At 70.6% G+C, this 12,628-nt stretch carries 10 protein-coding genes and 1 tRNA gene; 5 read left to right on the top strand and 6 right to left on the bottom strand.

The genetic code is table 11. The features are described 5' to 3' along the window. Both WMF44_RS32800 and WMF44_RS32795 read right to left on the bottom strand, forming a co-directional pair. Nucleotides 1–2,007, bottom strand: coding sequence for a tetratricopeptide repeat protein (locus WMF44_RS32800; protein WP_437293985.1), 2,007 nt, complete (start codon nucleotides 2,005–2,007; stop codon nucleotides 1–3). Nucleotides 2,008–2,500: 493 nt separating this feature from the next. Further along, nucleotides 2,501–3,280 carry a hypothetical protein gene (locus tag WMF44_RS32795; protein WP_437293984.1) on the bottom strand — a complete coding sequence of 260 codons (780 nt, stop codon included), beginning with the start codon at nucleotides 3,278–3,280 and terminating at the stop codon, nucleotides 2,501–2,503. Nucleotides 3,281–3,452: 172 nt separating this feature from the next. On the opposite strand from WMF44_RS32795, the gene WMF44_RS32790 reads away from it, so the two are divergent. After that, nucleotides 3,453–3,538 (top strand) — tRNA-Leu (locus WMF44_RS32790). A gap of 705 nt (nucleotides 3,539–4,243) precedes the next feature. Next, on the top strand, nucleotides 4,244–4,444 hold the full coding sequence (locus WMF44_RS32785; RefSeq protein ID WP_272095040.1) for a hypothetical protein: 201 nt from the start codon (nucleotides 4,244–4,246) through the stop codon (nucleotides 4,442–4,444). 82 nt (nucleotides 4,445–4,526) lie between these two features. On the opposite strand, the gene WMF44_RS32780 is transcribed toward WMF44_RS32785, so the two are convergent. Further along, nucleotides 4,527–4,874, bottom strand: coding sequence for a hypothetical protein (locus WMF44_RS32780; protein WP_231864341.1), 348 nt, complete (start codon nucleotides 4,872–4,874; stop codon nucleotides 4,527–4,529). A 107-nt stretch (nucleotides 4,875–4,981) separates the two neighbouring features. After that, nucleotides 4,982–6,526: a histidine ammonia-lyase gene (hutH, locus tag WMF44_RS32775; protein WP_437293983.1), complete on the bottom strand. Its 1,545-nt coding sequence runs from the start codon at nucleotides 6,524–6,526 to the stop codon at nucleotides 4,982–4,984. Between the two features lie 237 nt (nucleotides 6,527–6,763). On the opposite strand from hutH, the gene WMF44_RS32770 reads away from it, so the two are divergent. Further along, the gene (locus tag WMF44_RS32770; RefSeq protein WP_437293982.1) at nucleotides 6,764–8,545 is read left to right on the top strand and encodes a hypothetical protein; all 1,782 of its coding nucleotides are present in this window, start codon (nucleotides 6,764–6,766) and stop codon (nucleotides 8,543–8,545) included. 142 nt (nucleotides 8,546–8,687) lie between these two features. Next, a complete protein-coding gene (locus tag WMF44_RS32765) occupies nucleotides 8,688–9,677 on the top strand; it encodes a D-cysteine desulfhydrase family protein (protein WP_437293981.1) in 990 nt (329 codons plus the stop codon). A 14-nt stretch (nucleotides 9,678–9,691) separates the two neighbouring features. Here WMF44_RS32765 and WMF44_RS32760 read toward each other — a convergent pair whose 3' ends face one another. Continuing rightward, nucleotides 9,692–10,468, bottom strand: a complete 777-nt coding sequence (locus WMF44_RS32760) for an NTP transferase domain-containing protein (protein WP_437293980.1) — start codon at nucleotides 10,466–10,468, stop codon at nucleotides 9,692–9,694. Between the two features lie 170 nt (nucleotides 10,469–10,638). Here WMF44_RS32760 and WMF44_RS32755 point away from each other — a divergent pair, with 170 nt between their 5' ends. Then, on the top strand, nucleotides 10,639–11,412 hold the full coding sequence (locus tag WMF44_RS32755; protein WP_437293979.1) for an acyl-CoA desaturase: 774 nt from the start codon (nucleotides 10,639–10,641) through the stop codon (nucleotides 11,410–11,412). Between the two features lie 93 nt (nucleotides 11,413–11,505). Here the strand turns inward: WMF44_RS32755 and WMF44_RS32750 are convergent, their stop codons facing one another. Then, nucleotides 11,506–12,600, bottom strand: a complete 1,095-nt coding sequence (locus WMF44_RS32750; RefSeq protein WP_437293978.1) for a hypothetical protein — start codon at nucleotides 12,598–12,600, stop codon at nucleotides 11,506–11,508. Nucleotides 12,601–12,628: the final 28 nt, after the last annotated feature.

The raw sequence follows: 12,628 nt of genomic DNA, 5'->3' as shown, positions 1-12,628 counted from the left end.
TCAACCGGGGCTGAGCCGCAGCGAATCGAGCGCCTCGCGCCATTCGAGCTCGAGCCAGCGCGCCTCGCGGTCTTCGTAGCCGTAGGTTACGAGCAGCTTGCCGTCGCCGAGGTCGCAGAGGCCCACCGCGTACTCGATGCCGACGTGATCGAAATGGAATGGCCGGCTTGCCGCGACGATGCCATCGCGCTCGTCCACCTCGACGAAGCGGTGGGCGTATGCGTTGCCTTGCGGTCGATAGGCGACCTCGTGCGTCATCAAGAGCCAGCGCCCCGCGCGCCCTGGGATCGGCAGCGGCGGGGCGGAGCCGCGGAAGCCCGCCGCGCGAAACGACGGCGTGCTCGAGTGCGCGATCACCGTCTCGCCCGTCGCCGCGTCCACCCGGCGTACCTCGAACGGATCGTATGCATAGATGACGAAGAGCTCGCCGTCCCGCGACCAAGGGAGCCAGTTCTTCTCCTGCGGGCGCAAGACGTCGCGTCGCAGGAGCACCAGGTGCTCGACGGCGTCGAGCTCCTCGCTCATGCGGCCGAGCACCACGCGGCACTGATCGACGGCGTCGGGCGCCTGGTAGCAGGTGGCGGTGAACCAGACTCGGCCGTCGTGCCGCGTCCACCGCATGTCCTCGAGGCCGAGCTTGTTCGTGGCCGTCGGCCAGGTCGCGGGCGCGCCTCGGCTCTCGCGCGCGGCGAAGGCGCGCCCCGACGGCGCGTCCCACTCGACCGTGCAGTTGCGCGTCCGGAAAACGTCATCCCCCGCCGGCGTGTAGCACTGGCCGCGATCCTGGTCGTAGTTGACCAGGCGAACGTTGACGAGCACCCGATCGTCGATCTTCACGACGGTGGGATTCGTGCCCTTGTAGTCGATGCCTCCCGCGCGTAGCACCGCGGGGTCCAGGTCGAACGCTCCCGAGCGCAGGCGGGGGAGGGGAGAGTGATAGAACGACTCGTTGGAGGCGACGTAGTTGTAGAACTCGTCGTCGTGGCCGCGGCGCAGGAACAGCCGCTCGCACGCGGCGAAGCCGAGCTCGCAGCGGCCGCGCACGTACCAGGCGCTGATCATGATCTCTTCCCAGATCTGCCACTCGTAGACCGCCTTCTCGATGAAGAGCACGTCCTCCGACGGGAAGGGGATCTCGAGCGCCCTCTCCGCGAACAAGAGCGCCGCGTGGTTGAGGCTGCGCTCCCGCTGGTGGCGCGCGAGCGCCCAGAGCGGCTCGGCGCGCGTGGGGCGCACGTCGAACGCCTCCAGCAGAAGACCCGAGGCGCGCTGCGAATCGCCGAGGCGCAAGAGCGAGAGGCCCTGTTTGTAACGCGCGTACCAGCGCTCTTCCTCCCAGCCGCCCATCGCCCAGCGGCGCGCGTAGAGCTCGGCGGCCTCCGCGAAGCGGCCGCCGTCGAAGCACGTCTGCGCGAGATAGAACACATGGCGCGGGTTTTTGGGATCGCGTGCCACCTCCTGCTTGAGCAATCGATAATCGCGTATCAATTTGTCGCCTTTGCTCCCGCCATCCCCCAGATCGTGGATGAAGAGCGTATCGAGCCGCTCGCCCCGCCCCTCGCCCGGTGCCTGCCAGTATTCGTGCGTCGCGCCCACGGCCTGCCAGTCGTGCGACAAGCAGGCGAGCCTCGTATTCAGGTACGAGAGCGCGCCTGTGTCTTGCACGACCTGATAGTACGTCGCGTCGAGCTTCTGCTTGTCGAACTGAGGGGATGCCTCGAGCACCATGTCCGCGTCGAGGAAGAGCAGATAGGTGCGCTCCCGGGGCCAGCCGCGCTCCTCCACCCAGGCACGCGCCTCGCGCGCCGAGAGCGTGCGGTTGAAGCCGAAGTTGCGCCACGCGTGCCGCACGAGCTTGCCCGGCTTCCCCCAGCGCTCGGCGGCGGCAGTCACGAACTGCACCGTCGCGTCGGTCGAGCCGGTATCGCTGATGGCCCAGCCGTCGACGATGGGGAGCACACTGTCGAGGCAGCGCTCGATGATGCGCGCCTCGTTCTTCACGTTCATGCACAGGACGACTCGCACCTGCTCCGGCACGCCGCGAGCTTAGCAAGTCACCCGCGGTGATGGCTACATTCACGCGCGGGCGCGGGCGCGGGCGCGGGCGCGGGCGAGGCGCGGCGGACGCGGAGCGGGGCTGTGCTCAGTCCCCACGAGCAGGAACGCTTCGGTGGCCCGCTCCTCGGCAGCGCTGGCAGTCGCGTCCTTTCGTCTGCACCTTCGCGTAGCCGTCTTCGAACGCGCGCATCGCCGCTGCCGGCACGTTGGGCGCGGGGACCGCGTTCTTCACCGCGGGCACGCTCTTCAGGTACGCGAAGATCGCGTGGAGATCGTCGTCCTGACGCCGTCGGACTTGGACGCATCCTTGGACGTGCACGCGAGCGCCGTGGAAACGAGGGACACCGATGGAAAACCGACGACCGTATTTCGAATGGCCATGACTCTCTCCTTCGGACGATGAGGGGTTGGGGCGCGAGCGCGTGGCGTTCCCCGGCTCCTTTCATGGCGCTTTCCCAGGCGTGAGCGTGGTCGCGAATCGCGGTGATCGCGGTGATCGCGGTAGAAGAGGGCTGCCATGCCCCGCTCGCCTACCGGCACGCTGTTCCGCAGCGCCTGGGGAAAGCTCTACGTCCGCGTCCTCGCCGGCGACAACGACCGCGAGAGCTTTCCGCTCGATCCGAAGCTGACCACGGAGCAGGCCGAGCAGCGCAAGGAGCTCGGCGCCGACCTGGCCGCGCGGCTGCGCGCCTCGCGCAACGTCACGCGCGACGCGCTCGTCGCGCTGCTCGAACGTGCTGTGGTACGTGAGGGCAGGGCGCTCCGCGACGTCATCGAGGCGGTCGAGGTCGTCTGCAAAGGCGGCGTACAAGCGAAGCTCGTCCCCGGCGGCAGCTCGGTACCGAAGCAGGTCACCCTCCGGCAGTTCGGCGAGCTCTGGACCTCGGGCGAGCTCGCGCGCATGTACCCCGACCACGTCGAGCCGAAGCGCAGCGTGGAGCAGGACGTCTACCGGTTCGACCGCCACATCTACCCCATCGCCGGCCGCGTCCCTGTCGCGGCCTTCACGCTCGACGACGCGGAGCGCGTCATGCGCGCGCTCCCGCCGATGTCCCCCGCGTCGCGCCGTCCCATCGCGCGGCTTCTCCACCGGCTCATGGCGATGGCCGTCTTCCTCTGCCGTCTCGTCGCGACGAACCCGCTCCCCCGTGGCTTCCTCCCGAAGCTTGGTCGCCCCGGCGAACGGCCGGAGCGAGACCTGCGGGCCGACAGAACCGGCCATCGATCGAGCGTGATGATCCAGAGATGCCGCCGAGCCGCCAGGACGTTTGCAGAGCTGGGCCTTGGCGAGCTAGCTTCCCTTGCCCAGGCGATCCCCGGGCTCGCCGGAAACGGCGCAGACGAAGGCGAGCGTGGGCTCCCAAAAGTAAAAATCAGAGTAGTATCAAAATCTTGGCCCCGTGGCGAAATGGCAGACGCGGTGGATTTAAAATCCGCGGCCCTCGCGGGCGTCCCGGTTCGAGTCCGGGCGGGGCTACCAGGCGGGGGAGGTGCTCGTCGGCGGGGTCATGCTCTCCGGCGAGAGCAGCGGTCGTGCCTGAGCAGCTCGTTGCGAGGAGGGCCCGGCCAGAAGGGGCTGCTCGGCAGACCTGGGCGATAGACCGGTCCGCACGCGCCCTCTGCACCCGCTGGCAGACTCCGCCGGCATGTTGCCCCGTTCTCTCTTTGTTGGATTTTTGCTTTTGAGCCGGACTATCCCGTCGTCTCCGACCGTTCGCGGACCTATGGCCGGCCGTATTGTTGCGCATTCCGTGATCTAAATTACGTTCTAGGGCTGTCGAGAGCCTCCCCGGAGAGTTGAAACTCAACCCGGAGGCTGTCGAGAGCCTCCCCGGAGAGTTGAAACTCAACCCGGAGGCTGTCGAGAGCCTCCCCGGAGAGTTGAAACTCAACCCGGAGGCCGGCGGGAGGTTTTCCCGCGGCGTGGCGTCGTCTGCCCGTGCTCCGAGGCGCCCTTCTCCTGCCTGGGACAGTCGGCCAGGACCACGGCGGCTACACCCGCTGCGCTCCGGCCATGTCGGCTCACACGGTCCGATGCTCGCCGCGCCGGCCTGCCCTGAACGCCGCGCGCCCGTCACGGGCTGATGGAACCCTATGGCAGTGCGATGAAAGACAAGACCCCGCTCGTCTCCGCTCCTCTGGGCTCGACAAGCCGAGTGGATTCGAGTAATGGGAGCGCCACTCCATGGATCTGGACATCGACTGTTTGCGTGAGGCGAAGGTAGAGAACGTAGAACGTCTCGCACACGCTCTGGGCGTCAAGCTGCCCGAGCACAAGCGCCACGACAGGCGCGCCTACAACCGTGAGCTCATCCGCGTGGTGATGCAGGGCATCCGGCGCGACGCCGAGCGGTCGCGTGGCCGCAGGTTCTTCGGTCGCAGCTGACGATTCCAGCCCTACAGTAGGCCAATAGGCCACTGAGGGGGCTGGCCGCCTACCGCCACCGCCCATCGCCTACCGCCCCCGCCTACCGCCCCTGCGGCTTGCTCCGCAGCGTCAGCCGGCTCCCGGTCACCCGGCTCCGCGCCGCCATCAGCAGCGGCGCCGCCGGCGTCAGCGGATCCACCAGGTCGTTCACCTGGAGCATCGCCCTGTCCGCCACCTTCCACGCCGCCGACAGCCCCGACGCCCCCTGCTGGGGCGACCCGGCCAGATCCAGCGCCCGGCTCAGCTCCTTGCCCACCTGCGCGATGCGAGCGAGCTCCTCCCGCGACGAGCCCCCCTCCTTCGCCGCCGCGTAGATCGTCCGCACCACCCCGAGCAGATCCCGCACGGCATCGAAGGGAAACGGCGGGACGCTGACCGGAATCGGCACTGAGCCAATGTACAGCAACTCGCCCCGCGATGGACCGATCGCATTCCCTTATCTCGCGTAAGATTTCCTCTAAATCGTCTCAGATGTAACTTTAGTAACAGAAATAATCAGTTGAGCGGCCCCACCGCCTCCTCCACCGCGGCGAGGAGCGCCCCGCTCTGGATGAGCTCCGCGGCCGCCGCGATGTCGCGGTAGAGGGGGCGGTCCTCGGTGAGCCGGGGCACCACGCGGCGGATGGCGGCGTGGGCGGCGGCGACGCCCGCGCTGGGGCGGAGCGGGAGCCGCTGGTCCACGCCCTGGGCCGCCGTGATGAGCTCGATCGCCAGCGAGCTCCGGACGTTCTCGATCACCTGCGCGAGCTTCCGGGCGCTGATGCTGCCCATGCTCACGTGGTCCTCGCGGCCGGCGCTCGACGGGATCGAGTCGACGCTCGCCGGGTGGCAGAGCACCTTGTTCTCGCTCACAAGCGAGGCGCTCGCCACCTGGGCGATCATGAACCCCGAGTGCAGCCCGCTGTGCGGCGCCAGGAACGGCGTGAGCCCGGTCGAGAGCGCGGGGTTGACCAGCTGCTCGACACGCCGCTCGCTGATGTTCGCGAGCTCCGCCGCCGCCATCGCGGCGAGATCCAGGGCGAGCGCGACCGGCTGCCCGTGGAAGTTGCCGCCCGAGATTAGCTCGGCGCCGCCATCCGGCCCGTCCCCGAGGAACACCGTGGGGTTGTCCGTGACGCTGTTGACCTCGCGGGTCAGCACCTCGGCGGCCCAGGCGACCGCGTCGCGCGTCGCGCCGTGGACCTGGGGCATGCAGCGGAGCGAGTAGGCGTCCTGCACCCTGGGGCAGTCCGCGTGGCTCTGCATGATCTCGCTGCCCCCGAGCAGCGCGCGCAGGTTGCCGGCCGTGCCGGCCTGGCCCGGGTGCGGGCGGACGCGCATCAGCCGCTCGTCGAACGGGCGCTTCGAGCCCATCAGCGCCTCGAGGCTCACCGCGCCGGCGATGTCCGCGACCGTGCAGAGCGCGGCCGCGTCCCGCAGCGCCAGCGCGCCGAGCGCGGTCATGTACTGGGTCCCGTTGATCAGCGCGAGCCCCTCCTTCGCCGCGAGCTCGATCGGCGCGAGGCCGGCCTTCGCGAGCGCCACCGCGCTCGGCAGGAGCTGCCCCTCGAAGCGCGCCTCGCCCTCGCCGATGAGCGTCAGCGCGAGGTGCGCGAGCGGCGCCAGATCGCCCGACGCGCCGACCGAGCCCTGCGCCGGGATGCGCGGGCTCACGCGGCGCTCGAGCAGGGCGGCGAGCAGATCGAGCACCTCGGTGCGCACCCCCGAGTGCCCCAGCGCGATCACCTGCGCGCGCAGGACGATCATGGCGCGCACCTCGGCCTCGCCGAGCTCCGGCCCGACCCCGCAGGCGTGGCTCCGCACGAGGTTGCGCTGGAGCGCCCGGATGTCGTGATCCGCGATGCGCGTCTCCGCGAGCGCGCCGAAGCCTGTGTTGATCCCGTACACCGCCGGCGCGGCGTCGCCCGCCGCCGCGATCGCGTCGATCGCCCGGCGCGAGGCCGCCGCCCGCTCGCGCGCCTCGGCGCAGATCGCCACCGGACGACCGCGCCGCGCGATCCCCTCGAGATCCGCGAGCGAGAGCGGGCGGCCGAGGAGCAACGGACGTGACGGACGTGACGGATCTGACGGAGGTGACGAAGGCGGCGAAGAAGGAGAACCAGCGGCGTCGCTCGGCGTGGAAAGGGTCACGAAGGCGCACGCTAGAGCGGCGGATGCCCCGCGAAAAGCCAGCTGCTCGCCGTTGGCGGAAGAATCCAGTGCCCCGCGGGGATCGATCCGCCTATCCTTCGGGCGCGCGTTCCCGGCCGGGCGCTGGTGAGCGGCTGCTTGCTTCCGATGCGCTTCGCCTTCGTCCCCCTCGCCCCCCTTGCGTTTGCTGTCGCGCTCGCCTCGCCGAGCGCCGCTCAGCCCGTCGAAGGAGCGAGCTCCGACCAAGGCTCGCCGAGCGCCGCTCAGCCCGCCGAGGGGGCGAGCTCCGAGCAAGGCTCTCCGCCAGCCGCTCCGGCCGCGCCGGCCGCTCCGGCCATCGACGACTTCGAGGAGCGGCTCGTGCTCGACACCGGCCGCAAGCCGCCGCCCCCGCCGGATCCCACCCGGTCGACGTTCTCGCTGCAGGGCGAGTACCAGCTCCGCTACCGCGCCATGAGCGATCTGCCGCTCCGGGCGCCGCCCCTGTCGGCGCCGGGCGCGGCGACGCTCGGGCAGAGCCAGTACATCGCCCACTGGCTGCGCCTCTCGCCGCGCTTCCACTTCAAGGACAAGGCCTCGATCGTGGCGCAGATCGACGTCGTCCGGGGGCTCATCGCCGGGGACACCACGCGTGACGTCGAGCAGGTGCGCGACGCGCGCGCCGCCCTCGCGTGGTACGAGATGCACCCGCGCACCCTCTACCTGGAGCTGCCGTGGGCGCTCGGCGTCGTCCGGGTGGGCCAGCAGAGCGCGCACTGGGGGATGGGGCTCGTCGTCAACGACGGCGAGCGCGCGAGCGTCTTCGGCGATTACGAGCGCGGATCGCTCATGGAACGCGTCCTCTTCGCGGCCACGCCGATGGGGAAGGGCGGGCCGCTCCACGTGACCGTCGCGGCCGACCTCGTGTTCGAGGACAACGCGGCCGACCTGCTCGGAAACGACGTCGAGGGGCAGGACGAAGGCGAGGGCGATCGCGCCGTCCAGGCGGTCGTGTCCGCGCTCTGGCGAGAGCGGTACGGCGAGATCGGGATCTACGGCGCCATGCGGCGGCAGGCGCGCGAGCGCCGCGCGAAGACGAGCTCGGCCCGGTTCAACGAGGTGCTCACGGCCGGCATCCTCGACGTGGCAGGCAAATTCAACGCGCCCGTGCCGGGGGGCGGCGCCCACGTCTACGGCGAGCTCGAGGCCGCGGTGATCCTCGGCGCGGCGTCGTTCGCCCCGAGCGGGCCCCCGCCGCCTTCCGGCCACGGGTTCGGGCGCTCGCCCGTGGTGGTGCGCTCGGTCGGCGGCGCGGCGACGCTCGGCGCGGTGCACGTCGCGGGCCGCGGAGGGCGGCCAGGCGGGCGGTGGGGGCGCGTCGTCACCGAGATCGAGGCCGGCTACGCCTCGGGCGACGACGACCCGACGGACGGCGTCTCGCGGCGCTTCACCTTCGACCCGAGCCACAACGTCGGGCTCCTCCTGTTCGACGAGGTGCTCGCCTGGAAGACCGCGCGCGCCGCCACGATCGCGGAGCGGGAGCTCTTCGCCGCGTCCCCCGAGCCAGGCATCAGGTCGCTGCCGTCCAAGGGAGGCGTGCCCGGCGCCGCCTACGTGAACCCGCGCATCCTCGTGCGGCCGGCGCGCTGGCTCGACCTCAAGGCGGGCGCGGTCATCGCCGAGGCGACCTCGGATCTCGTCGATCCTTACGGCGCCCCGCGGGCGGGCGGCAGCCTGGCCAACTACGACGGCGGCGACAGCCGCCGCCGCGATCTCGGCGTCGAGCTGGACCTCGGCGTCGACGCGCGCATCGCGATGGGCAGGCTCGTCACCCTCCAGTTCGGCACCGAGGCCGGGGTCCTGTTCCCGGGCGGCGCCTTCGACGACGCCGCGGGCGCCGAGCTCCCCGATCAGTACCTGCTCACGCTCAAGCTGGGCGTGATCCACTGAGCCGGCCAGGGCGCGCCGGGCCCTCGGTCGAGCTCGCGCGCGACACAGCAGACGAGGGCCGCCCAGGGTGCTAGAGGGCGGTTGGGAGGGCCGCCCGCCCGCGCGCAGCAGCGGGCGCCCCTGGCAGACAGAGGGAGAAACGATGCGCAAACGACTCGCGCTGAGCCACCTTCCGACACCGATCCAGCGCCCGCAGCGGCTCGCCGAGGCGCTCGGCGTCGACCTCTACGTGAAGCGCGACGACATGACGGCGGGCGCGGAGGCCGGCAACAAGATCCGCAAGCTCGAGTACCTGCTCGCCGCCGCGCGGGAGGAGGGCGCCGATCGCGTGATCACCTGCGGCGGCCTCCAGTCGAACCACGCGCGCGCGACAGCGCTGGTGAGCGCCTCGCTCGGCCTGCGCTCGGTGCTGTTCCTGCGCACGAGCGACCCGTCGGCGGCCGCGCCGCTCGAGGGCAACGTGCTGCTCGACCGGCTCGCCGGCGCGGAGATCCGGCTGATCTCGCCCGAGGCGTACAGGGACCGCGGCGCCCTGATGGCCGAGGCGGCCGCCGAGATCCGCGCGGCGGGCGGCCGGCCGTACGTGATCCCCGAGGGCGGCTCGAACGGCCTCGGCGCGCTCGGCTACGTGCGCGCGATGGAGGAGATCCGGAAGCAGCTCGATCTCGGCCTCGCGGGGGGCAAGCCGTTCGACGTCATCGTGCACGCGTGCGGCTCCGGCGGGACGGCGGCGGGCACGGCGCTCGGCGCGGCCCGCTACGAGGTCGCCGGTGAGGTGCGCGCGATGGCGGTCTGCGAGGACAGGGCGACGTTCGCGCGGATCGTCGTCGGGATCATGGACGACGCGCGCGCGCTCGAGCCGCGCCTCGGCTCGCCCGCCCACCTCGTGATCGACGACGCGGCGAAGGGCCCCGCCTACGGGGTGTCCACGCCGGAGCAGCGCGCGCGGATCCTCCAGGTGGCGCGGCTGTCGGGCCTCGTCCTCGACCCCGTGTACACCGGCAAGGCGTTCTCCGGGCTCTGGGACCTGGCCGAGCGAGGCGAGCTCTCGGGCAAGCGGGTGCTGTTCCTGCACACAGGCGGTCTCCCCGGGCTCCTCGCCCAGGGGGCGACCTTCGCCGACGCCCTCTAGAACGGATCAGCGCCTCAGGGCGCGCCGCGCCACCACGCGTCGGCCATCGACGCGTCTTCCAGGGTGTCGATCTCCATGTAGCCGCCGTGGGTGTCGAGCTTGCGGAGGTCGGCGCCGGACTCGATCATGTGCTCTAGCAGATCGATGAGGTAGGCCCGCTGGAACGAGCGGCCCTCGCGGAACTCCGGCCGCTCCGAGAAGGCGTCGCGCGCGGCGTCGAAGGCGGCCAGGAACTGCCCGGCGCCCCGCGCCGAGAGCTTCATCACCCCGATGAACTCGCCGGTCGCGGCCTCCGGAGGGATGCGGCGCGAGATCTGGAGGACGCGATCCCCCCCGGCGCCGCCGGCGCGGAGCTTCTCGGCGTCGGTCTCGGGGTGCTGCGAGCGGCCCACGTAGCGGCGCCGCCAGTCCGTGTCGCAGGCGAGCGCGATGTCGTGCGGAGAGCGGACCAGCCCCGCCACGATCTCGGGCCGGTAGACGATGTCGGCGTACGTCGAGACGAAGCCGCCCTCGAGGTGCTCGCGCGCGCAGAGGAGCGAGAGAAGGATGTTGTTCTGCTCCCAGTCGCGGTTCTCGACGTACGTCAGATCCGGGTAGGCGGCCCGGATGACGTCGGCCTTGTAGCCGCAGACGAACACGATATCCGACCGCCGGAAGCCGCCCGCGGCGAGCGCCTCGAGGATGCCGTCGAGCATCGGGCGCCCGAGGATCGGGACCAGCGTCTTCGGCAGCTCTTCGGTCAGGTGACGCAGCCGGCTGCCCCGGCCCGCACCGATGATCACGGCCTTCACGACACCGCTGTTACCATGAACGGACTCGGTTTATCACGGACAATCACGGGGATTCCCGCGGAATCTCGCGAAGATAGAGGCGCCCAGAGGCCGCGCGGACCCGGGGCCCGTTACGGAATCGTGACCGTGAGCTGACCCCCTGCCGCGTGGCCCCGGGTTAGGAAGCGAACATGGAGATCGCGATCGTCCTCATCGCCCACTCTACGCTCTCGGTCTTTTTCCAGACCTTCTTCCTGCACCGGTACGCCTCGCATCGGATGTTCACGATGTCGAAGCCATGGGAGCGGATTTTCCACTTCCTCACGTACCTCACGCAGGGCTCGTCGTACCTCGTGCCCTGGGTTTACGCGATCTTGCACCGCATGCACCACGCGTACAGCGACACGCCGAAGGATCCGCACTCGCCGCGGTACTACTCGAATGTCGTCCGGATGATGCTGGACACCGCGCACCGCTACGACGCGATCTACGACCGCACGGCCGACGTGGAGCCGCGCTTCCTCGGCGGCTACCCCGAGTGGCCCACGCTCGATCGCATCGGCAACGCGTGGATCGGCCGGCTCGCGTGGGGCACCGGCTACGTGCTCTTCTACGTGGCCTTCGCCTCGCACTGGTGGCAGTTCCTGTTCCTCCCGCTCCACTGGACCATGGGCCCGCTGCACGGGGCGATCGTGAACTGGTGCGGCCACCGCTACGGCTACCGCAACTTCAACAGCGACGACGACTCCCGCAACACGCTGGCCCTCGATCTCGTGACGCTCGGCGAGCTCTTCCAGAACAACCACCACAAGTACGCGATGAGCCCGAACTTCGCGGTGCGGTGGTACGAGATCGACCCGGCGTATCAGGTCATCCGCGTGCTTGCCTGGGTCGGGATCATCCGGATGTCCGACAAGGTCCAAGTCGCCCGGCTCGAGCCCGAGGTCGCGCGGGCTGAAGGCTGAAGGGTAGAGCGGTCCGCCGGCCGAGCGCGCAGCGCGGCCGGCGGTGAAGCGCGGAAGCGCGGCGCGCGGAGCCGAGGCCCCGCGCGCGAGGGCTCACGCGAACAGCTGCCGGAACGCGCCGGGGACGTCCTTCGGACCGATCTGCTCCTTGCGCTTGTTGAACTCCGGCAGACACGCCTGGTAGGCCGCGTCCACCCGCAGATCGCTCCCGTCCCAGCTCGGACGCCAGATCTCCATCGTCTCGCCCGCGAGATCGATGACGTCCTTGAACTGCCCGCGCTCCTTCAAGATCTGCGTGCTGAGCCCGTACATCAGCAGCCCGCCGGGGATCGCCCCGAGCGCCGTCGTGGCCAGGGCCGGATAGCAGATGCGCGCCGTCTTCGCCCCGAAGCGCTCCCGGATCTCCGCCATCGTCTTGCGCTGGAGGATCTTCGCGCCGGCGAGCGGGCCCATCGCGTAGACGGGATCGTCGCTCGGGTAGTCGTAGTCGCAGAAGGACACCACGCTCTCGCCCTTCGCGATGAGCCCCGCCGCGGCGAGCGGCTCGACCCACAGGAGCGACGACGTGCCCATGAACTTGTTGGTCCGCTCGATGTCCGCCTCGTTCGCGACGTCCACCTCGACGAGGCCGAGCTTGCGGATGTTCTCCGGGCGCGAGAAATCAGGGATCTGGAGCACCGGATCGAACGCGACGTCGAGGTCCTTCACCTTGGTCGGCCCGTGCTCCGCGTACCGCTTCATCGCGCCGGCCGCGATGCCGTTCACGAGGTGCACCGCCCGATACCGCTCCTTCAGCGCGGCGACGACCTCGTCGATCACCTGCGGCCTCGTGGCGTCGTTGTTCCAGAAGCGCGCGGTGAGCCCCTCGGCCGCCGCCGCGTCCGAGATCGCCTTCACGTGGTGCGGGCCGATCTGCATCTTCTCGCTGTCGAAGTGCACGGCGAAGACCGCGGCGCGCTCCCCGAAGAGCAGCTGCAGGGCGAGCGCCCGGGTCATGCCGTTCGAGCCGCCCAGGATCAGCACCGCCGTGTCCGGGGCGATGCGCGCGCCCGCCGGGCGGATACGGGCGCGGTGCGCCGCGAGCTGCTCGGTCGCCACGCGCGCGCCGTGCTCGGCCAGCGAGCCCACGAGCGCGCGGCGATCGAGGCCGCCGAGAGGAAGCTTCTTGAAGGTCTCTAGGTCATCCATCACGTCCCGCGTCTTACCGTCTCCAGCG

The organism is Sorangium sp. So ce426, from assembly GCF_051475585.1.
Taxonomy (GTDB): domain Bacteria; phylum Myxococcota_A; class Polyangia; order Polyangiales; family Polyangiaceae; genus Sorangium; species Sorangium cellulosum_B.
Note: the sequence above shows the minus strand (reverse complement) of the source record. Positions and strands in the feature narration are given on the sequence as shown.

Bases quoted from the DNA above. Each gene is read 5' to 3' on its own strand.
- WMF44_RS32800 (WP_437293985.1), bottom strand. From the start codon at position 2,007: ATGAACGTGAAGAACGAGGCGCGCATCATCGAGCGCTGCCTCGACAGT.
- WMF44_RS32795 (WP_437293984.1), bottom strand. From the start codon at position 3,280: ATGGCCGGTTCTGTCGGCCCGCAGGTCTCGCTCCGGCCGTTCGCCGGG.
- WMF44_RS32785 (WP_272095040.1), top strand. From the start codon at position 4,244: ATGGATCTGGACATCGACTGTTTGCGTGAGGCGAAGGTAGAGAACGTA.
- WMF44_RS32770 (WP_437293982.1), top strand. From the start codon at position 6,764: ATGCGCTTCGCCTTCGTCCCCCTCGCCCCCCTTGCGTTTGCTGTCGCG.
- WMF44_RS32765 (WP_437293981.1), top strand. From the start codon at position 8,688: ATGCGCAAACGACTCGCGCTGAGCCACCTTCCGACACCGATCCAGCGC.
- WMF44_RS32755 (WP_437293979.1), top strand. From the start codon at position 10,639: ATGGAGATCGCGATCGTCCTCATCGCCCACTCTACGCTCTCGGTCTTT.
- WMF44_RS32750 (WP_437293978.1), bottom strand. From the start codon at position 12,600: ATGGATGACCTAGAGACCTTCAAGAAGCTTCCTCTCGGCGGCCTCGAT.